Below are 19,555 nucleotides of genomic sequence, written 5' to 3'. Positions count from 1 at the left end.
CCGTTCGGGTTCGAGGCGGGCGGCACGTCAGGAGCGCAGCCGGGCCAGGTGCCCCTTGGGCTCGGTGACGATGAACAGGGTGCCGACGATGGTGATCGCGGACCCCACGATGACGACGACGCTGAACGGGGCGCCGTAGATGGTCAGGGAGAAGAACGCGATGAAGAAGAAGGCCAGGGTGTTGGTCAGCACCCCGCCGCGCACCGCCCCGGCGTAGGAAATCCCGATGTAGTAGCCCATGATCATCCAGATCGCCCACCCCAGTCCGATGACCGCCCCGATGGCGATCAGCCGCGGCTCCGACCAGGCCAGCACCGCGATCCGCCGTCCGCCGGGGAACAGGGCCAGGAGCAGGATCCCGGCGATGAACAGTTCGAGGAACGCGCGCCACCACAGAAAGCTCTCCGCGGGCATGAGGTCGGTGCCGGCGGAGATGGCGAAGCTTTCGAACCCCCAGGTGAGCACCGCGCACACGATGATCAGCAGGCCGACGGCGAAGTAGCCGCCGTGGGTCGGCGCGTTGAGCCGGCCGCCGGAGACGGCGAGCCAGATCCCGACGGCCAGCGCGCCGAGACCGATCAGGGTGGACGCCCGCAGGATGCGCTCACGGTAGAGCAGCGCCGCGATGACCGCACCGACCACGCCCGCGAGGCCGCCCATGGAGCCGGCCAGCGCGCCACCGATCAACACGGAGGCGGCGGCGAAGCAGAGATCGCCCACGAACCCGCCGACGGCGACGAACAGGGTCCACCAGCTGACCCGGTGGCCGAGGATCCGCCCGGTGTCCCGCCACGCCCCGGTCACCAGCAGGAAGATCGCGATGGCGAGTACGCCGAAAGGCACCTGCAGCACCGCTACGAGGACGAAGGCGCCGGTCGGCTGTTCGAGGGTGAACGGCGGTGTGACGACGATCGATCCGAGCAGCCCGAAGGCCAGGCCGAGAGCGGGAGCGGCGAGGATCGCGTAGATCATTCCCATGCGCGTCTTCTTGCCGTCGGCCAGGCGGGACCGCTCCGCCAGGTCCGCCGCGGGACCGGCCGGGGCGCTCATGCCGGCTCACCCGCGGACGTCTGCGCCGGGAGCTCGACGGGAAGGCAGCGGCGCAGGTCGAGCTGATGCTCGACGAGCCGTCTGGCGGAGGGGGCGAGAGCGTAGCGGCGCAGGATCTGGCCGCGGTGCTCACGCTGCTCGACGATCCGCAGCCAGCCGACGGTACTGAGCCCGATCAGGTCCTCTCGCAGCCCGGACAGCTCGCTCTCGCGGTAGTGCTGCTGCAGGGCCCTGAACAGGTGATGCTCCCAGACGCCCTGCCCACCGAGGTGGTAGAGCGTCATCGCCGCCTGGAACTTGGGGGCAGGTGTCATGGTGACTCCTTCTGCACGGGGGGCGGAACCGCTCAGGCCCGCCAGACGGTTTTGGCGTTGACGAACTCGCGGATCCCGAAGGCGGACAGCTCACGTCCGTAGCCGGAGTCCTTGACACCCCCGAAGGGGACGCCGGGGAAGGAGGCGGTGAGCCCGTTGACGAAGACCCCGCCCGCGTCGATCTCGCGGGCCAGCCGGTCGATCTCGTGCGGCTCGGTGGTCCAGACGCTGGAACTCAGCCCGAAGTCGGAGTCGTTGGCCAGCCGGATCGCCTCGTCCAGGTCGTTGACGCGGTGTACGCAGGCGACCGGGCCGAAGCACTCCTCGCGGTACAGGCGCATCGCGGGGGTGACGTCGGCGAGCACCGTGGCGGGGTAGAAGAAGCCGGGCCCCTGCGGGGTCACACCGCCGGTGAGCACGGTCGCGCCCTTGGCCACCGCGTCGGCGACCAGCTCCTCGACGTCGCGGCGCCCGCGTCCGGTGGCAAGCGGCCCGAAGGTCGTCGCCTCGTCCCGGGGATCCCCGGTGGTCGTGGTGGCCATCCCCTCGACGAACCGCGCGGTGAACTCGTCGTAGACCTCGGTGTGGACGTAGTAGCGCTTGGCCGCGATGCAGGACTGGCCGGAGTTCTGCACCCGCGCGGTGACGGCGGCCTCGGCCGCGCGGGAGACATCGGCACTGGGCAGCACGATGAACACGTCCGTCCCGCCCAGCTCGAGCACGGTCTTCTTGATGTTGCGTCCCGCGGCCTCGGCGACGGCGGCGCCCGCGGCGACCGACCCGGTGAGGGTGGCCGCCCGGATCCGCCGGTCCTCGAGCAGCGGGGACACGTCCCGGGCCTCGATGAGCAGGGCCGGGAAGGAGCCGGCCGGGAACCCGCCGCGCTCGAACAGGTCACTGAGGTAGAGCGCCGTCTGCGGGACGTTGGACGCGTGCTTGAGCAGGCCGGTGTTGCCCGCCATCAGCGCGGGGGCGGCGAACCGGACGCACTGCCACAGCGGGTAGTTCCACGGCATCACCGCGAGCACCACACCGATCGGATCGAAGCGGACGGCCAGCTCCGCCGAACCGACCGTGGCGGGATCGACGGGCCGCTCGGGGGCGAGGTAGCGCTCGGCGTGGTCGGCGAAGAAGCGCATGGCGGTGGCCGACTTGAGCGCCTCGTAGCGCGCGGAGACGAGCGTCTTGCCCATCTCCGTGGTGATCAGGTCGGCGACCTCGTCGGCCTCGGCCTCGAGGAGGTCCGCGGTCCGGCGCATCCAGTCCGCGCGCTGGGCGAACGTCGTGCGGGCGAGCGCGCGGAAGGCCGCGTCGGCGGCGGCGACGCGGGCCTCGACCTCGGCCGGGGTGTGCGGGGCGAATTCCTTGAGGACCTTGCCGGTCGTCGGGTCGACGGTGGCGAGTGTCACGGTCAGTGTCCTTTCAGGCTGCGGGAACGGGTCGCGGCAGGCACGGGCGCGGGTGTGCTCGGGCCGCCGGCGCACGAGGGTCACGGTGGTGCGGAGGGGAGCGGCGGCGGCCCCGCTCGTGGTCCGAGCCGTCGCGGACGTGGGGGTGGTCGAGGTCGTGGGTCGGGGCGAACACGTCGGCGACACCGGCCGCCGGGTCGTCGGTTCGTCCCGGCAGGGCAGCGCGGTCGCCGCGTCGGTGAGCGATCACGAGGAACGTAGAACCGAATCTGAATGGCGTCAACAGCTTCACTTCGTTCTCAGTTCAGAACTTCTGTACTCCGCGTAAGGTTCGTCTTTGCCAGCCGCAACCGCTGTGGTTGAATGCGGAGCCACCAGGCATGCCCGCCGCCCACCTCGCCACCACGGGAGTCGCCGACCATGACCAGAGCCGAGCCGGAAGGCGGCAGCGCACGCGGTGACAGCAACCGCGAGCGGCTGGCCGACCTGGGCACCCGGATCCGCGACTACCGCCGGATGCGACGGCTCACCCTCCGCCGCGTCGCCGACGCGGCGGGAATCACCGAGAGCTACCTCAGCCAGATCGAGCGCGGCACGGCGACGGGCAGCGTGGACGTGCTCAGCCGCATCGCCACCGCGCTCGCCCTGAGCCTGTCCGACCTCTTCAGCGGGGAGCCGCCGCGGCACACCGCGCTGCGGCGGGCGGACCGCCCGGAGATCACGTCGGAGGGGGTACGGAAGTACCTGTTCACCCGGCGCCCGCTGCTCCACCTCGAAGTGATGGAGGCTGTTCTCGACGGTGGCGCCTTAATCGGCGACGCACAGCATGTGCACGGCTCCTCCCAGGAGTTGGTGATCGTGCTCGAGGGCAGCGTGGTCTGCACCGTGGAGGGCGACCGCCACCCACTCGACGAGGGGGACAGCATCGAATACACGTCGTCCCAGCCGCACTCCGTGGAGAACCCGGGCACGGAGCGGGCACGCATCCTGTACGTGATCAGCCCACCCAGCATCTGACGGCGCGTCCGGGACCTCGGCACCGTCCGGTGGACAACGACACACGGCGGAACGCCGGACCGAAGCGACCGGCGCCGCACCGCGCGCCGGCCGCGAAGCTCCCGCCCAGCCCTCGACGGCTTCCCCCGCGGGCGGGCCCCTCGAGGGCCGCGCCGGCGGCGGTGGCAGGCGTGACGGGTGTCGTCGACCGCGCGGGACCGCACAGCACGGCGTGTCTGCACCCGCCCTGTCAGTAAGCGCTTTCCCTCCTTATGGAGACCACGTCCGCCAGGGGGGCGGACGCCACGGTGCCGCCGCCTCCACACCGGCGACGAGGCGGCGGCCGCACCGGTCCCACCCCCCGCACGCGCCTCCGATCACCGCGATCACCTGCACCGATTCACCAACACAGGACAACCACCCCAGTCGGCGCGGCCACGGGGCCCCGCCAGCTCCGCCCGGCTCTTTCGGCCGTCTCGACCCTTGTCGCGGCCATCCGGAAACCGTACCGTCGATAGAAAGCGATTACTAACCGTCATCCATGCGGTGCGAGAGGAATTGCCATGGAACAGGCTGACGTACTGATCATCGGCGCGGGCGCGTCAGGCGGTGTCGCCGCCGGCGCGCTGGCCCAGGCCGGGTTCGATGTGATCTGCCTCGAACAGGGGAACTGGCCGGACCGGGCCGACTATCCGGCGCAGCGCGGAACCTACGAACTCGAAGCCCGCAAGCAGTGGTCGGGAAGCCCCAGCGTACGGCAGAACCCGGTCGACTACCCGATCAACGACGCGGACTCCGACGTCGCGCCGCTCATGTACGCCGGTGTCGGCGGCAGCATGATCCTCTACGCCGGAGACTGGCCACGGCTGCTGCCATCGGACTTCCGCGTGCGCTCGCTGGACGGCGTGGCCGACGACTGGCCCCTGCGCTACGCCGACCTCCAGCCGTTCTACGAGCGCACCGACGTGGCGTTCGGGGTGTCCGGCGCAGGGGGTGACCCCGCCTACCCGGAAGGTGCCGAGCCGCCGCTTCCGCCCCTTCCGATCGGCACGATGGGCGCGCGCATGGCACACGCCCACGACAAGCTGGGCTGGCACTGGTGGCCGGCCGCGCAAGCCGTGCTGTCCGCGCCGTACCAGGGCAGGCGGCCGTGTGTGCAGTTCGGCGCCTGTATGCAGGGATGCCCGGAGGGCGCCAAGGCCTCCACCGACCTCACGCACTGGCCGGCCGCGGTCGCGAAGGGGGTGAGGCTGCTCACCGGGGCCCGCGTGGCGCGGATTCTGATGTCCCGGGGCGGACTCGCCACGGGCGCCGAGTTCGTACGCCCGGACGGTTCGTGGCACGTCGTGCGCGCCGACGTGGTGATTCTCGCCGCGAATGCCGTCGGCACCCCCCGCATCCTGCTCAATTCGGCGTCCCCGCGGCATCCGGACGGGCTGGCGAACTCCAGCGGGCTGGTCGGACGCCGGCTGATGGTTCATCCCTTCGCCAACGTCACCGGCTACTTCGAGGACGACGTGGAGAGCTGGCGCGGGCACGTCGGCGCGAAGATCACGTGTTTTGAGTTCTACGAGACCGACACCGACCGGGGTTTCGTACGGGGCGCGAAGTGGAGTCTCGCACCGACCGGCGGGCCGCTGAACGCGGCCCTGCCGACCCGCGCCGGGGACGCGGTCTGGGGTGCCGCTCACCACGAGCACGTCCGCCGACACCTTGGACACACGATCAGCTGGGGCATCTTCGGTGAGGATCTGCCCGACGAGGCCAACCGGGTCACCGTCGACGCCGCCCTCACGGACTCCTCGGGCATCCCGGCACCGAAAATAACCTACGCGGTCAGCGAGAACTCCCGGCGCCTGCTCGACTTCCACATCGCCCGGGCCACCGAGTCGCTGCACACAGCGGGAGCATACGACGTGGCCACGGAAGCGCTGATGCGCTCCTCGGGGTGGCATCTGCTGGGCACCGCCCGGATGGGCACCGACCCGCGGACCTCAGTGGTCGACCCGTACGGCCGGTCCCATGACATCCCCAACCTGTACGTCATGGACGGCAGTGTCTTCGTCACCTCCGGCGGGGTGAACCCGACGAGCACCATCACCGCGCTGGCCCTGCGCTCCACCGAACACCTCATCGCATCCCGCCGCGACCAGCGGATTCCGGCCTGACCGCGACCGACTTACGGAGACCCCATGACCCCCAGCCAAGCCCGGGAGACCACCTCCACCACCGCCGCCGACGTTCCCGGGGAGTGCCGCGACTGGCTGCGCCGCGTGGCCGACCGGCTCATCCCCGCGTCGCCGACCATGCCGGCGGCCGGCGACGCCGGGCTCGGCGACGGGCATCTGGACGTCGTGCTGCGCGCCCGCCCCGACCTGATCCGCGACCTGGTCCGGGCATGGGCGAGCACCGGTGAACTCGCGCCGGACGAGTCCCTTGACGAGCTGCGCCAGAGCGACCCGCCCGCTTACCACGCGGTGCTGTTGATCGTGGCGGGCGGCTACTACACGAGTCCCACAGTCCGCGCTCTCCTCGGCTACGCCGGCCAGCAGCCGCGCACCCTCCAGATCGCCGGGGACATCGACATGGACCTGCTCATGCGGGTGGTCGAACGAGGTCCCCGCTACCGCCAGGCCTGACGCCGCGCCTCGGCACCGCGGGCGTTCCGGTCGCCCCGCGCAGGGGCCCGGTTCACGGGCCGCGGCCGTGCCGGCCAGGCAGGGGCCGCGGGCCCTCCCCTCCAGGCGAGGGCCCGCGGCAGACGGCACGGTCCGAACGCCGGGCAGCGCGCGAAGCGGCTCCGCGCCAGGCCGCCGGAGCCCGCCACGTGGCGGAGCACGCCAGGAGGATGTGCCCGCCTCGTCCAGGGACCTTACGTCCGTGGACGAAGAAGTGGACCGCGCCCTGGCCCGGCGGCAGGCTAAGGGCCATGATCGGGACCGCACCGATCGTCCGCGTCGGGGATGCCCCGGAGCGGTTGAAGGCCAGGCGCGCCCACCGCGGGCGGGCGCACGGCAAGGGAGGGATCATGGGCGAACGTGAAGAGGGTCGGCTCAGCGAGGAGTTCTTCACCCCGGGCAGTTCCTCGTTCACCGAGTTCCTGGCGGGCTACCGCCCGGAACTGCTGAGCACACGGAGCATGCTGCCGGACGGTGTGCGGTTCCCGGCCGACGGCGCGCCGCACGGCACCACCGTGCTGGCTCTCACCTATGAGGACGGTGTCCTCGTCGCCGGGGACCGCAGGGCCACGGCCGGCATGAACATCGTCCAGCGGGACCTGCGGAAGGTCCACCCCGTCGACGAGTACACCGCGGTCGCCTTCGCGGGCACCGTCGGCCTCGCGCTGGAGATGATCAAGCTGTTCCGGGTGGAACTGGAGCACTTCGAGAAGATGGAAGGCGCTCCGATGAGCCTCGAAGCGCGGGCGAACCGCCTGTCGGGAATGCTCCGGCAGAACCTCGCCCAGGCCATGCAGGGCCTGGCCGTCGTTCCCCTCCTGGCGGGTTATGACCCCGCACGGCCGGCAGGCAGCCGCGGACGCGTCTTCAGGTTCGACGTGGGCGGTGGCCGGTACGAGGCGAGGGACTTCCACGTGGAGGGTTCGGGCTCACCGTATGCCCGCGGGGCGCTGAAGAAGCTCTACCGCCCGGGGATGTCGCGTCGCGAGGCCGCCCTGGCCGCCGTGCAGAGCCTCTACGACGCCGCCGACGACGACTCGGCGACCGCGGGCCCCGATCTGACCCGACGGATCTACCCCATCGTCGCGATAGTCACCGAGGACGGCTATGCGCAGCTCCCTGAAACCGAGACCGAGGAACTGAGCCGCGAGACCGTCCGGCAGCGACAGCAGCGTCCCGACGGCCCGGTGGCACGGGTGTAGCACGCACCGCGGCGCCGCGGTGGGGGTTGCGCGGCCGGTGGGTCCTCGGTGGCCGAGGAGGGCCGCGGCGGCCCGCACCGCGGCGGCGGCGGGTGGCGGTGGCGGACCGGCCGAAGGGCCGCTGTCCCGCCTGCCCACCGCCTCCGCGACCCGCCTCGTCAACGCGGTGGGCGGTCGAGCACACGGAGAAGCACACGGGGAAACACACGGCGCGCCACGGCGCGCGGGACGCGCAACTCAGGACCGCGGCCGGGCCGTCGCAGCCGGCCGTCGCATCCGGGCGTCGCATCCACGGCGGCGCCCGGGGAGCGGCCGTCTCACGGAGGTGCCCGTTCGTCAGAGGGCGCCTGTTCCGCCGCGGGCGGGGGCGTGGCGGCCCGCAAGGGTGGCAGCCTGTGCCGTTGACGCCCGGACGACGAGTTCCGGCTCGAACAGAAGCTCCTGGTGGGGCACTTCACTCCCGTGGATCTGGGACACCAGCAGCTCGACTGCCGCGCGCCCCATGACCTCGATCGGCTGACGCACCGTGGTCAGCGGGGGCTCGGTGCACGTCATGAACGCGGAGTCGTCGTAGCCCACCACGGACACGTCCTCCGGCACCCGCAGGCCCCGCCGGCGCGCGGCTCGTACCGCGCCCAGGGCCAGGGGGTCACTGGCGCACACGATCCCGGTCACGCCGCGCTCCAGCAGGCGTGCTGCCGCCGCCTGGCCGCCCTGCAGGGAGAACATCGTCCGTTCCACCAGCTCGTCGGCCAGTGAGCCCCCGGCGGACCGGGCGGCCGCCTGCAGCCTGCGCCGGGAGGGGATGTGGTCCGCGGGGCCGAGTACGAGGCCGATCCGCTCGTGTCCCAGCGAGGCGAGGTGCCGCCACGACTGCTCCATCGCCACCGCGTCGTCACAGGCGACACGGGGGAAGTCCAGTTCTTCGATGGCCGCGTTCATCAGCACGACCGGAATCCGGCGCTCAGCGAGCAGACGGTAGTGCTCGTGCACCGCGTCCGCCTGGGCGAACAGCCCTCCCGCGAAGATCACGCCGGACACCTGCTGCTGCAGCAGCAGCCCGACGTAGTCAGCCTCCGACACGCCCCCCTTCGTCTGGGTGCACAGCACCGGGGTGAGCCCCTGCTGGGCCAGCGCGCTGCCGATGACCTCGGCGAACGCCGGGAAGATCGGGTTCTGTAGCTCCGGCAGCACCAGGCCCACCAAACGCGCCCGTTTCCCCCGCAGTTGCGTCGGACGTTCGTAGCCCAGCACGTCCAGCGCCGTCAGCACCGTCTGCCGTGTCGCCTCCGACACTCCTGGCTTGCCGTTGAGGACCCGGCTGACGGTGGCCTCACTGACTCCGACCTTCTTCGCCACTTGAGCAAGTCGTCGTGTCATACGCGCAAGCGTAGCGCAAGCCACGCAAGGATTTGCGCTACGCCTTTTCAGCCAGAGGTGGCCGGTCGGGGCCCCTTCGGTGGGATGGGTGGGGCGCCGGACGGACCCGGCGCCCCCGGTGGAACGGCGCTCAGCCGCGCGAGCCGGAGAGCCGTTTCGCGGAGCCGTCGATCACGAACTGCGAGCCGGGCTCCTTCACCACGTCGCCCTGAGCCGAGTTGGTGATCGTCACGTTCGTCAGCGTGGCGCTGCCGCGCGCCCCGCCCATCGCGAGGATCCCGGACCCGTTGTTGGACTTGTCGATGGTGACGTCCTTGATCTGGACGCCGGGCATCGCCCCGCCGCCCGTCTTGAACTGGATGCCGTCGTAGGTGGAGTCGTGGATGTCGGTGTCGCGGATGGTGACCCCCGGGATGTCCTGCCCCTGGGCGAACAGGGTGATGGCGCCGAACTCCTGCGCCTCGCCCCAGAACGCGCCGCCGGTGCGGTACAGGCCGTTGCCCGCGATGAGGGTCTGGCCCGAGAAGGGCAGCGGGTCGTGGTCCGTGGCCAGCATGATCCCCGGGTAGTTCATGGTGTCGGAGACCAGGTTGTTCTCGATCGTGTTGCCGTAGCCGCCGTAGACCGCGATGCCATTGGCCCGCCAGGGCAGCTGGATGGTGTTGTTGCGGAAGTGGTTGTCGTGGCCGATGTCCGCCGAGGTGTCCTTCACGTACTTGTTGGCCCATACGGCGAGCGCGTCGTCGCCGGTGTTGCGGAAGGAGGAGTTGTACACGGTCGAGTTGCGGGTGCCGTTGGTGAAGTTGACGCCGTCGGCGTAGGTGTCGCGGATCCGTACGCCGTTGAACTCCAGTCCGTCGCCCGGCCCCCACAGCTCGGGGATGTTGGAGTAGTCGCGGCCGACCCAGGCGCCGACGTTGGCGTGCTCGATCCACACGTTGGTGATCTTGGTGTTCTTGCCGAAGCGGCCGTTGAGGGCGACACCGCCCTCGGCGCCGCCGTCGCCGCCGCGGATGGTGCCGGAGCCGAAGACCGCGATGTCGGAGATCTTGGTGTTGTCGTCGATGTCGAAGCCGAAGTTGCCCTCGTGGGGGTGGTTGATGCCGCCCGCCTCCTGGGGCGGGATGAGCGAGTAGAGCTGGGAGTGCCACATGCCGGCGCCGCGGATGGTGACGTCCCGGATGCCCATCTGGTTGTACTGGCCCCGGTTCTGCGGGTCGTCGGTCAGGATCTTCTTCTCCTGGCGCCACTGGCCCGCGGGGATCCACACGCAGGGGATCCTGCCCTCCTGGTCCGCGGTGACGGCGCGCTGGATGGCGTCCGCGTCGTCGATGCCGTCGTTGGGCACGGCCCCGTAGTCGGTGATGGAGACGCAGTCGGCGGGCTTGGCGGCCGGTGCCGCGACCTGCTCCAGATCGATCAGGTCGATGACGTAGAAGGCCGCGTCGTCCCCGGCGTCCCGCTGGAGGCGGAACTTCGTCCCCGGCGGGTAGGTGTCGGTGAGCAGGGCGTGGGACTCGTCGAACAGCCGCCGGGCGTCGCCGCCGGGCCGGTTGGTCAGGCCCTCCGGGTCGTCGGTCGTGCCGTAGAGCCAGCTGTGCTTGGAGGACAGGGTGAGCTTGCGGACGAACGCGCCGTCCGCGTAGAGGCTGATGGTCGCCTCCCGGCCGCCGCCACCCGCCGCGTCCGGGATCGAGTTGCGGACGACGATCGAGTTGGACGGCGTGGTGGAGGTGAACTCCACGTACTGACCGGTGGAGTCGAGCCGGACCGACTGGCGCCCGGAGGACTCGGTGGCGAAGTTGGTGTGCCCGAAGGTGCGCTTGGCGTCCGTCTTCAGCAGGGTGCCGTCGTACCGGCCGTCCTCCGCCTCGTACTCCACGTACGGTACGGCCGCGCCGCGTCCGATGACGAGGGAGCGGGCGAAGGTGTTGTTGTCCTCGTTGGTCTCGGCGACGGTGTCGGTGGCGTCGGCCGTCGCGGTGAGCGTCGCTCCCCCGCTGGTGGCGGTCCATGTCCCGCTGATGGTCACGGTGGCCGTGTCACCGGCCGGGATGGCGCCCGCCGTGCCGTTCAGCGTGGTCCCGCCGACGGTGAGCCGGGTGACCGATCCGGCGGGCACCGCGGTCGTGCCCCTGTTGTGCACCGCCACGGTGAAGGTGACCTTGGCGCCGACGGCCGGGTTGGCGGGGCTGGTGGTGATGCCGGTGACCTCCAGGTCCGGTCCGGGGGCCTGGCCGACGACCAGCTTCGAGGCGGCGTTGCGGCTGTTGTTGCTGTTGTCGAGCTCGGCGACCGTGTCGGCCGGATCCACGACGGCGGAGACGGTGTAGCTGCCCATGGGCCGCTTGCCGACCTTGACCGGCACCTTCACCGACGCGCCCGCTGCCAGCGCGTCCACGGCGCCGCTGCCGGCGACCGCGCCCTCGAGGCTGACGTCCACCGTGGTCGCGGGAGCGGCGGCCGTTCCGGCGTTGCGGACCGTCGCCTCGACGGTGACCGGGTCCGCCTCGGACGGCGACTCGGGCGACCAGGTGAGTCCGGTGACGGTCAGGTCGGGGGCGGGAGCGGCCGCGCCGAGGACCTCGAACTCGGCGACCTGTCCCCCGCCGGCGCCGGTGTTACCGGAGAACTGCAGGCGTACGTCCGCGTACCGGCCGGTGACCGGGATGGTCACCGTGTTCTTGTTCTGCGACGGGCTGAAGGTGTAGTCGGCCCGGTCCTTCAGCGAGGTGAATCCGGACGCTCCGGCCGGCCGGCCCAGCACCTGGATGCTCTGCGACCGGGTGCTCCAGACGGGGTCGGGGTTCAGCTTGACGACGACGCCGGTCAGATCGGCGTCGGCGCCGAGCTTCGCGGTCAGCGTCGAGGACTGGCCGCTCGCCTCCCAGTATGTGGCGGTGCTGCCGTCGTTGGCGTTGCCCGCGACGTAGTTCTGGGTGGCCGACGACGCCTCGATCGGCTTGCGCAGGGCCAGGTTGGTGCCCGCGGGCGGGTCCCCGGGGCCGTCCCCGCCGGCCTTCCCGCGCACCTCCACCTCGGAGAGCTGGGCGGCGTTCCAGCCCGTGTTGCCGGTCACCTGTACGCGCACGTACCGTGCCTCGGCCGAGACGTCGAGCGCCACCGTGTTGCCGGACGACGGCGAGAAGTCCCTGCGCGCCTCCTCCACCACGGTGGTGAAGTCCTGGCCGTCGGTGCCGGCCTGGACTCTCACCCCCTCGGTGCGGGACTCCCACGACGCGGGGAGCTTCAGCACCACCTGGTCGATGTCCGCCCTGCTCCCGAGATCGACCTGCACCCACTGCGGGAAGGAGCCCGCCGGGCCCTCCCAGTAGGTGGCCTGGCTGCCGTCGGTGACATTGCTCGCCGGGTAGGAGCCGTGTGCCCCACTGGCTGTCACCGGCCTGCCCAGCGCCAGGTTCGTCCCCTCCGCGGCGTGAGCTGTCACGGGCAGCAGCCCGACCGTGCACAGACCTGCCGTCACAAGCCCGGCGAACAACCGCCGGCCGCGCTGTCTTCTCCTCATGAGGCCCTCTCGATCCCTTCCCCCGGGCGCCCGCGGCCGGCCCCGCGCCCCGCCGCCCGCCGACGCGCAGGCCGTCTCGGGGCAGGGAGCACGGAGGCATGAGGGGCCGGTACGCCGGGTGGACGACGACAGTGATCGGCAGGCCCAGACGGTGTCGCGGTGAAGCAGAGCCGGCCGCAGTACAAGAGTTGAGTGATTTTCGTCTATCTTTTGCAGTCGCTTGACAGATTTCTACTGCGCAACGACTTTGTCAACGGCTTGGTACAACGCAGAACATGATGGGCCGCATCGCCCGGACCCCGTGTCGCGGTCCCGCCGGACCGCGAAGGACAGCCGCTGCGGCTCCCACGGGCCCTGTGCGGGACCGTCGATGACGGGTCGCCGGACCCGGCCGCCCCGCCAGGAGTGACGCGACGTCATCTTCCGGTCAGCACCGGTCCGATCAGCACCCGACCGCGGATGCCCCTGCCGTGGCGTCGAAGCCACGCGGCGCCCGTGGCGGCCGGTACCACCGCTGGTCACTCCGCCTGGATCCGGCGGCCGGTGATGCTCGTCGGCTCGATGCGCAGCCACAGGTCACGGCTGCCGCCGGGCCATGGGGTGGTGAACGCCTTGTCGGCCAGCTCCCGTATCGCGGCCGGCTCGGTGACCCGCCGGACGCGTCCGACGACCAGGACGCTCCAGCCCTGGCTGAGCGCCTCGTCGATATGGTCCACCTCGAAGGCGACCTCGGCGTCGACGGCCGCCGCCGGTGCGGCGTCGGGCGCGGTCCGGAAGACGACGTCGTCGCCGATGACGCTGTAGTTGACCGGGAGGATGACCGGTCCCCCCGAGGCCGACACCGAGACCCTGCCCACACCGTGCCTCGCGAGCCGGGCCCGGCACTCCGCCGGATCCAGTTCCAGCAGCCGGGGGTGGCGTCCGGCCCGGCCGAGGCCGGGCGGCCGACCGGTGCCGCAACCGTGCAGCGCGGCCGCGGTGGTCTCCAGTGCCGCGGCGATCCTGAGGAGGCTGCTGACGCTCGGGTCGGCCGGAGACTCCTCCAGATAACGCACATAGCCCGGCGAGCTGCCCGCCCGGGCGGCCACCTGCTCCCGCGAGAGGCCGAGCTGCGCGCGCCGCAGCGCGATGCGCCGCCCGAGGTCGCCCGCGCCGCCGGTCGGCTGCCTCCCTGCCGGGCCGGGGCCTGATGGCTCGGACACCAGGATCACACCCCTTCGCCATCGGTGTCCCGCTCCGGCCCGAAAGCGCCTGCGGAGCCTTCGGACGACCGGGCTCGTGGCCACCGGACGCGCGGGGTGGGACCGTGCGTCCAGGGTACTCGGGGCGCACGGGACAGCCGCAGGAGAGGCGGTGGCAACCATGAACCTCCCGCTGGTCGTGGGCGTCGACGGCTCGGATTCCAGTCTGCGGGCGGTGGACTGGGCCGTGGACGAGGCGGCGCTCCACACGCTGCCGTTGCGCCTCATCTACGCCGCCCGGTGGGAGCGTTACGAGGAAGGGCTCGCGTCGTACCCGGGCTGCCCCTCGGGGGCAGTGGTCGCGGAGCACATCGTCGCCTCCTGCGTGGAACGCGCCCGGCGCGTCAGTCCGGCGGTGCGGATTTCCGGCGAGGTCCTGTCCGACGGCCCCGTGTCGGCACTGCTGCAGGAGGGCCACGGAGCGTTCGCTCTGGTCACCGGCTCCCGTGGCTGGAGCGAACTCGCGGAAACCCTGTTGGGCTCGGTGAGTCTGGCGGTGGCGGCCCGTGCCGTGTGCCCGGTGATCGTGGTCCGCGGACCGGAGCAGGACCGGCACGGGGCCGGCCGGCCGGTCGTGGTCGGCGTCGGCCACCTCGGACAGGACGCCGCGGCCGTACGGTTCGCCTACCGCGAGGCGCGGGCGCGGGGCGTCGAGCTGCACGCCGTACGCGCCTGGCGGCGCCCCGCGCACGCGCGGACGGGCCGGCCGCTGCTCGAGGCGGCCCACCTCCTCTACGAGGAACAGGCGGCGACCGTCCTGGACGAGGTCCTGGGGCAGGTCCCGTGCGACGACGGGCAGACGGTGTGCCGCCGCGAGGTGGTGGAGGGCCCGGCGCACAGGGTCCTCCTGGCGGCGTCGGCAGCGGCCGGCCTGCTGGTCGTCGGGGCCCTCCGGCCTCCGGGCGACTTCGGTCTGCAGCTCGGCCGGGTCAGCCACGCCGTACTGCACCATGCCGACTGTCCGGTCGCCGTCGTCCCGCGGCGGGTGTGACCCCCTGACACCGCGGGCCCGCCGTCCACCGGTGCGCCCGGCCACGCCGCGCCCTGCGGCATCAGTCATGGGGGACGACCGCGATGGGGCACGCCGCGTGGTGGAGCAGGGCGTGTGCCACATGGCCCAGGCTCGGCCCGACGGCGGGCCGGTGGGAGTACCGGCCGACGACCACGAGCCCCGCCCCCGCGGCCGATGTCAACAGCACCTCCGCGGCGTTGCCCATCTCGACGTGCTCGGTCACCGGTACCCGCGGATACTTCTCCCGCCACAGCAGGACCGCTTCCGCCAGCCGTTTCCGCTCATTGGGTTCGATGCCACCGGCCTCGTCGACGGCTCGCAGGTACGCCGTGCCGTACTCGAACACCGGCGGCAGCGCCCAGGCCCGTACGGCGCGCACCCCCGTGTCCCGCGCCGCGGCCGTGGCGAAAGCGAACTCGATCGGTGCGGCCGACCCCGGCGGGTCCTGGATGCCCACCACCACGTCTCCCCCGGCGGCCCCATGAACCTGGCCGTTCCTGTGCCGGACCAGCACGACCGGGCGGGTGGCCCGCCCGAGCACCTGCAGCCCGATGGAGCCGAGGAGGAAGCCGGCCACGGCGCCACGGCCCCGTGAGCCCAGCACCAGCATCTCCGAGCCCGCGTCGTGGGCCACCAGGGCCGGGACGGCGGCCTCCGCCACCAGCTCGGTGGAGACCGACACCTCCGGGTAGCGGGCACTGAGACCGGCTTCCGCGTCGTCCAGGAAGGTGGCCGCCCACTCCTTGCGGGCCTCGGGAGCCTGAGCGGTCCGGGCCGGCAGGGCCGTCCGGGCCGGCGGCAGCCAGGCGTGCACCAGGCGCAACGGCGTCTGACGCCACCGAGCCTCGCGCGCCGCCCAGTCGGCGGCGGCCAGGCTCTCGGGCGATCCGTCCAGACCTACGGTGATGGGGCGGGCCATGGGACTCCTCCTCCGTATCCGCCGCGGTCCGCGGCAGCCGTGGCTGTCGCGGGGCCGGGTCAGGTGACCGGGGAGGCGACCCCGGTGAGGTGATCGACCACATCGCCGGCACCCTCGATCGCCCGGAGCCACCCGGCCGGCGCGGGGGCGAGTGTCACGGCCACCGCGCCCTCCACGGTCACCGCGACGGCGTCCGGGCCGGGACGGCGCTCCCGTGGCGGACGGCCGGGCACGGCCCTGGCCTGCGGGATCGGACGCCGCAGGGGTTCGCACACGTTCACGGCGACTTCCCCACGGGCCCGGCCGGTCACCTCTGCCGCCAGTGTCGCAGCGATCGGACGGTCACGCCGCCGGAGCGCGACCGGGCGGACGCCACGGCCGCCCCTCGACCCGCCACACCCAGTCCTGGCGGTCCGCTGCCCGTGCACAGGGGGGCCACAGGCGATAAGTGTGGAAAGGGACAGTTCCTGGTGTGAGGAGGGTTGCCATGAAGCGATCGGCATCACAGCGGGCTCCTGAGATCCAGGTGGAGGCCCAGGGGCAGATGCCGCCCGGCGTCATCGAATACGCGCAGGAGAAGGTGGGGGCGGTCACCGGCCGGACGCGGGAACCGGTCCTCTTCGCCCGCGTCCGGTTGACCCACATGGCGAACCCCGCCATGGAACGGCCGGCGCTCGCCCAGGCCAACCTGGACGTCAACGGGCGCCCCGTCAGGGCACACGTCGCCGCCACAACCGTCACCGAGGCCGTCGACCTGCTGCAGGACCGGCTCGCCGCACGGCTGGAGCGCCTTCAGGATCACTGGGAGGCCCGCCGAGGCCGCAGACCGGTGCCGGGCGCCCATGAGTGGCGGCACGGCGACGAGCCCGCTCACCGCCCCGGCCACTTCCCCCGTCCCGCCGAGGAACGCCAGGTGGTACGGCACAAGTCCTTCTCCCTGGCCCGCGAGTCGCCCGATGAGGCGGCCTTCGAGCTGGAGCTGATGGACTACGGCTTCCACCTGTTCACCGACATCGGAACCGGTGAGGACAGCGTGCTGTACCGGTCCGGCCCGACCGGCTACCGCCTCGCCCAGGTGCGTCCTCACCCCCACCTCGTCGGTCCGGTGGCCGTGCCGCTCACCGTCAGCGACCTCCCCGCGCCCCGGATGAACCTGGCCGAGGCGAAGCAGCGGCTGGACATCGCCGGACTGCCGTTCGTGTTCTTCGCCGACGACACCACCGGACGGGGAAACGTCCTGTACCGCCGCTACGACGGCCACTACGGCCTGATCTCCCCCTCCGGGTGAACAGCCCGTTCCGAAGAACACCGCCGCGCGCCATCGGCGCCCGAACCGGCGGCGCCGGCCGCCACGGCCGGCGCCACTGGCCGGCACGGGCCGATGGGCCGGTCGCAGAACGACGTGGGAGTCGGCGATGACACATACCGAAGGACATGCCCCGATCGTGGTCGGTCTCGACCCCGATCCGGGCAAACGCATGGCTCTCGCCTGGGCCGCCGACGCCGCGGACCGGCGCCGCCTGCCGCTGCTGCTGGTCCTCGCACAGAACCTGCCGACCCCGGGCTACCGGCCGACGGGCGGCCGGCCGTCCTGGGAGGAGTGGAACAAGGCGCTGCACGCGACGGGGGATCGTCTGCTGAAGGACGCGGTGGCCTTCGTCGAGTCGCGGCACCCCCGGGTGCGGGTGTCCGGGCTGCTGACGGAGGGACATCCGGCGTGGGTGCTGCGTGAGCAGGCGCAGCACGCCGAGGAGGTCGTGCTCGGTTCCTGGCACCTGAGTGCCCTCCAGGAACTGTTCACCTCCGCCGCCGTCACCCTGCCGCTCATCGCCCACGCCCCCTGCCCCGTGGTGGTCGTACCGGAATCGGAACACGTCACCCAGCGGCAGCCGTACTTCGTGGTCGGAGTGGACGGCAGCGCTCATTCCGCGGCCGCCGTCGACCTCGCCTTCGAGGAGGCCGCCCTGCGCGGCGCGGTGCTGCGGGCACTGTACGTGTGGCACCCTCCCCGGCTCGGGGTCCTGGACGAGGACGCGGCCGTCCAGGAGTGCCGTCGGCTGCTGTCGGAGACGGCCGCCGGGCGCTCCGCGGCCCATCCGGAGGTGGAACTGCACCACGAGGTCGTGCACGGGCACCCGGTACAGGTCCTCGCCAAGGCGTCCGAACACGCCCTCGGCCTGGTCGTGGGCACACGCGGGCGCGGCGGCTTCAGCGGCATGCTGCTGGGTTCCGTCAGCCAGGGGGTGCTGCACCACGCGCGCTGCCCGGTCATCACCGTCCCGCACGCGCACGATCAGTAGCCCGCCGTTCGCCGGAGGGGGGCTCCTGGTACCGGGACGCGCGACGGCGGCCGTGCCCCGGCGCCGTGCGCGGCGCGGGGCGTCCGGCGTTCACCGCTCGGGGCCGCCTTCGACGAGGCGTCGCAGCGAGGGAAGCAGGGCGTCGAGGTCCTGCCCGGTCCTGAACGCGACGACGGTGGTGCCGCCGCCGGGCTCCGCGGGGGAGCCGGGTGGCGGGAAGAGGGCGAGCACCTCGCGCATCGCTTCGTCCACCTCCGCGACGGGGTCGGCGGACTCGCCGCGGAGCCATCGGCGCAGTACGTGGTTGTGGGCCGCGACGACGTTCGCCGCCATGAGTTCGGCCCTGAGCGAGGCCGACTCGGTGGGATCGCCCATCCAGTCCGCGATGAACTCCCGGAACAGCCGCTGGTAGCGGGCCACGCTGGCGATCTCGCGGTCACGGAGGGCGGCGACCTTGCTGGTGAGCGCGTAGCGCCGGCGCGCGAGGTCGCCTTCGTCGATGTAGTGCAGCAGCACCAGGCGGACCGTGTCGGAGACGGCGACCAGGGCGGTGCGGTGGCTGGAGGTGGCCAGCCGGTCCCGGATCAGCTCGAGCAGCCGGTCGTGGTCGGGGAAGATGACGTCTTCCTTGGACCGGTAGTGCCGGAAGAACGTCGTACGCCCCACACCGGCCCGTTCGGCGATGTCGTCGACGGTGGTCTGCTCGTATCCGCGCTCGTCGAAAAGAGCGAACGCTGCGTCCGCGAGTCGGATCCGCGCTGGTGGCTTGCTCATGACCGCTCATCCTTCCCTGTCTTCGCGCCCGGAGGCCACTTGCCGCTATCCTTGGTACTGAGTACCGTTCCAAAGATATTGAGTACCGGAGGAGGTCCGGCGTGGTTTCCGTGGCACGGAGCGAGTCCTGCCTGCCGATCCGGCCGCCGTACGACGGCTCCGCGCTGGAGGACTTCGACACCGGCGGCTTCGGCACGGACGGTTTCGACACGGGCGGCTTCGACGCAGACGGTTTCGACACGGGCGCAGGGCCGGGGGCTCCCGGAGCGCCGGGCTCATGGGCCCGGCTCCCGGTTCTTCGCGCTGACGGCGGGGGCGCTCCCGTTCCGACCTCACTCACCATCAGCCAGAAGGGAAGCACGCTGTGAGTACCGAGCACGCGCAGCTGTCCGATATCGATACGCGGACGACCGCAGGGAAGATCGCCGATCTTCAGCGGCGTATCGGGGAGGCGACGCACGCCGGCTCGCAGCGCGCGGTGGAGAAGCAGCACGCCAAGGGCAAGCTCACCGCCCGCGAGCGGATCGATCTGCTGCTGGACGAAGGGTCGTTCACCGAGCTCGACGAGTTCGCCCGGCACCGATCGACCAACTTCGGTCTGGACGCCGACCGTCCCTACGGCGACGGGGTCGTCACCGGCTACGGCACGGTCGACGGCCGCCCGGTGGCCGTCTTCTCCCAGGACTTCACCGTCTTCGGCGGGGCCCTCGGCGAGGTCTACGGCCAGAAGATCGTCAAGGTGATGGACTTCGCA

At 72.0% G+C, this 19,555-nt stretch carries 18 protein-coding genes; 9 read left to right on the top strand and 9 right to left on the bottom strand.

What is annotated here, in order from left to right; translation table 11 throughout:
* Positions 1-27 precede the first annotated feature (27 nt).
* Genes AXW62_RS01570 through aldh form a run of 3 tightly spaced genes read right to left on the bottom strand, consistent with a single transcriptional unit; the run spans position 28 to position 2,773 of the window.
* Positions 28-1,050 (bottom strand): DMT family transporter, encoded by a 1,023-nt coding sequence (locus AXW62_RS01570; RefSeq protein WP_060942872.1) that lies wholly within the window; start codon positions 1,048-1,050, stop codon positions 28-30.
* Entirely contained in the window at positions 1,047-1,364 is a 318-nt protein-coding gene (locus tag AXW62_RS01565) for a hypothetical protein (protein WP_060942871.1), read from the bottom strand. Before AXW62_RS01565 ends, AXW62_RS01570 begins: the two co-directional genes overlap by 4 nt.
* Positions 1,365-1,396: 32 nt before the next feature.
* The gene (gene aldh, locus AXW62_RS01560) at positions 1,397-2,773 is read right to left on the bottom strand and encodes an aldehyde dehydrogenase AldH (protein WP_060942870.1); all 1,377 of its coding nucleotides are present in this window, start codon (positions 2,771-2,773) and stop codon (positions 1,397-1,399) included.
* Positions 2,774-3,193: 420 nt separating this feature from the next.
* On the opposite strand from aldh, the gene AXW62_RS01555 reads away from it, so the two are divergent.
* From AXW62_RS01555 to prcB, 4 genes are all read left to right on the top strand, one after another.
* On the top strand, positions 3,194-3,790 hold the full coding sequence (locus AXW62_RS01555) for a helix-turn-helix domain-containing protein (protein ID WP_060942869.1): 597 nt from the start codon (positions 3,194-3,196) through the stop codon (positions 3,788-3,790).
* Between the two features lie 542 nt (positions 3,791-4,332).
* On the top strand, positions 4,333-5,937 hold the full coding sequence (locus tag AXW62_RS01550) for a GMC family oxidoreductase (RefSeq protein WP_060942868.1): 1,605 nt from the start codon (positions 4,333-4,335) through the stop codon (positions 5,935-5,937).
* 24 nt (positions 5,938-5,961) lie between these two features.
* Positions 5,962-6,408, top strand: coding sequence for a cytochrome P450 family protein (locus AXW62_RS01545; RefSeq protein ID WP_060942867.1), 447 nt, complete (start codon positions 5,962-5,964; stop codon positions 6,406-6,408).
* Between the two features lie 389 nt (positions 6,409-6,797).
* Positions 6,798-7,649: a proteasome subunit beta gene (gene prcB, locus AXW62_RS01540; protein WP_060942880.1), complete on the top strand. Its 852-nt coding sequence runs from the start codon at positions 6,798-6,800 to the stop codon at positions 7,647-7,649.
* 336 nt (positions 7,650-7,985) lie between these two features.
* Here the strand turns inward: prcB and AXW62_RS01535 are convergent, their stop codons facing one another.
* The 3 genes from AXW62_RS01535 to AXW62_RS01525 form a co-directional block, all read right to left on the bottom strand.
* A complete protein-coding gene (locus tag AXW62_RS01535; protein WP_060942866.1) occupies positions 7,986-9,029 on the bottom strand; it encodes a LacI family DNA-binding transcriptional regulator in 1,044 nt (347 codons plus the stop codon).
* A gap of 130 nt (positions 9,030-9,159) precedes the next feature.
* Positions 9,160-12,555: a CARDB domain-containing protein gene (locus AXW62_RS01530; protein ID WP_060942865.1), complete on the bottom strand. Its 3,396-nt coding sequence runs from the start codon at positions 12,553-12,555 to the stop codon at positions 9,160-9,162.
* A 518-nt stretch (positions 12,556-13,073) separates the two neighbouring features.
* Complete coding sequence (locus tag AXW62_RS01525) at positions 13,074-13,757, bottom strand: helix-turn-helix domain-containing protein (RefSeq protein ID WP_060942879.1); 684 nt, start codon at positions 13,755-13,757, stop codon at positions 13,074-13,076.
* 160 nt (positions 13,758-13,917) lie between these two features.
* Here AXW62_RS01525 and AXW62_RS01520 point away from each other — a divergent pair, with 160 nt between their 5' ends.
* Positions 13,918-14,787 (top strand): universal stress protein, encoded by an 870-nt coding sequence (locus tag AXW62_RS01520; protein ID WP_060942864.1) that lies wholly within the window; start codon positions 13,918-13,920, stop codon positions 14,785-14,787.
* 61 nt (positions 14,788-14,848) lie between these two features.
* Here the strand turns inward: AXW62_RS01520 and AXW62_RS01515 are convergent, their stop codons facing one another.
* Positions 14,849-15,727 carry a universal stress protein gene (locus AXW62_RS01515; protein ID WP_060942863.1) on the bottom strand — a complete coding sequence of 293 codons (879 nt, stop codon included), beginning with the start codon at positions 15,725-15,727 and terminating at the stop codon, positions 14,849-14,851.
* 59 nt (positions 15,728-15,786) lie between these two features.
* Positions 15,787-16,008: a hypothetical protein gene (locus AXW62_RS43685; RefSeq protein ID WP_060942862.1), complete on the bottom strand. Its 222-nt coding sequence runs from the start codon at positions 16,006-16,008 to the stop codon at positions 15,787-15,789.
* A gap of 206 nt (positions 16,009-16,214) precedes the next feature.
* Here AXW62_RS43685 and AXW62_RS01505 point away from each other — a divergent pair, with 206 nt between their 5' ends.
* Together AXW62_RS01505 and AXW62_RS01500 are read left to right on the top strand one after the other, a co-directional pair.
* Positions 16,215-17,015, top strand: a complete 801-nt coding sequence (locus tag AXW62_RS01505; protein WP_060942861.1) for a ribosome hibernation promotion factor — start codon at positions 16,215-16,217, stop codon at positions 17,013-17,015.
* Positions 17,016-17,142: 127 nt separating this feature from the next.
* Complete coding sequence (locus tag AXW62_RS01500) at positions 17,143-18,027, top strand: universal stress protein (protein WP_060942860.1); 885 nt, start codon at positions 17,143-17,145, stop codon at positions 18,025-18,027.
* A gap of 90 nt (positions 18,028-18,117) precedes the next feature.
* Here AXW62_RS01500 and AXW62_RS01495 read toward each other — a convergent pair whose 3' ends face one another.
* Positions 18,118-18,801 (bottom strand): TetR/AcrR family transcriptional regulator, encoded by a 684-nt coding sequence (locus AXW62_RS01495; RefSeq protein ID WP_030842363.1) that lies wholly within the window; start codon positions 18,799-18,801, stop codon positions 18,118-18,120.
* Positions 18,802-18,902: 101 nt separating this feature from the next.
* On the opposite strand from AXW62_RS01495, the gene AXW62_RS01490 reads away from it, so the two are divergent.
* Both AXW62_RS01490 and AXW62_RS01485 read left to right on the top strand, forming a co-directional pair.
* Positions 18,903-19,169 (top strand): hypothetical protein, encoded by a 267-nt coding sequence (locus AXW62_RS01490; protein ID WP_060942859.1) that lies wholly within the window; start codon positions 18,903-18,905, stop codon positions 19,167-19,169.
* Positions 19,166-19,555, top strand: a 390-nt coding sequence (locus AXW62_RS01485) for a carboxyl transferase domain-containing protein (protein ID WP_289305985.1), incomplete at its 3' end; no start/stop codon positions are given. The genes AXW62_RS01490 and AXW62_RS01485, both read left to right, overlap by 4 nt.

The organism is Streptomyces hygroscopicus subsp. hygroscopicus, assembly GCF_001553455.1.
Classification (GTDB): Bacteria; Actinomycetota; Actinomycetes; order Streptomycetales; family Streptomycetaceae; genus Streptomyces; species Streptomyces hygroscopicus.
The sequence above is the reverse complement of the archived record's forward strand: the minus strand, read 5'-3'. Positions and strand labels throughout refer to the sequence as shown.

Bases quoted from the DNA above. Each gene is read 5' to 3' on its own strand.
- AXW62_RS01570 (WP_060942872.1), bottom strand. From the start codon at position 1,050: ATGAGCGCCCCGGCCGGTCCCGCGGCGGACCTGGCGGAGCGGTCCCGC.
- AXW62_RS01565 (WP_060942871.1), bottom strand. From the start codon at position 1,364: ATGACACCTGCCCCCAAGTTCCAGGCGGCGATGACGCTCTACCACCTC.
- AXW62_RS01555 (WP_060942869.1), top strand. From the start codon at position 3,194: ATGACCAGAGCCGAGCCGGAAGGCGGCAGCGCACGCGGTGACAGCAAC.
- AXW62_RS01550 (WP_060942868.1), top strand. From the start codon at position 4,333: ATGGAACAGGCTGACGTACTGATCATCGGCGCGGGCGCGTCAGGCGGT.
- AXW62_RS01545 (WP_060942867.1), top strand. From the start codon at position 5,962: ATGACCCCCAGCCAAGCCCGGGAGACCACCTCCACCACCGCCGCCGAC.
- prcB (WP_060942880.1), top strand. From the start codon at position 6,798: ATGGGCGAACGTGAAGAGGGTCGGCTCAGCGAGGAGTTCTTCACCCCG.
- AXW62_RS01535 (WP_060942866.1), bottom strand. From the start codon at position 9,029: ATGACACGACGACTTGCTCAAGTGGCGAAGAAGGTCGGAGTCAGTGAG.
- AXW62_RS01530 (WP_060942865.1), bottom strand. From the start codon at position 12,555: ATGAGGAGAAGACAGCGCGGCCGGCGGTTGTTCGCCGGGCTTGTGACG.
- AXW62_RS01520 (WP_060942864.1), top strand. From the start codon at position 13,918: ATGAACCTCCCGCTGGTCGTGGGCGTCGACGGCTCGGATTCCAGTCTG.
- AXW62_RS01515 (WP_060942863.1), bottom strand. From the start codon at position 15,727: ATGGCCCGCCCCATCACCGTAGGTCTGGACGGATCGCCCGAGAGCCTG.
- AXW62_RS01505 (WP_060942861.1), top strand. From the start codon at position 16,215: ATGAAGCGATCGGCATCACAGCGGGCTCCTGAGATCCAGGTGGAGGCC.
- AXW62_RS01500 (WP_060942860.1), top strand. From the start codon at position 17,143: ATGACACATACCGAAGGACATGCCCCGATCGTGGTCGGTCTCGACCCC.
- AXW62_RS01495 (WP_030842363.1), bottom strand. From the start codon at position 18,801: ATGAGCAAGCCACCAGCGCGGATCCGACTCGCGGACGCAGCGTTCGCT.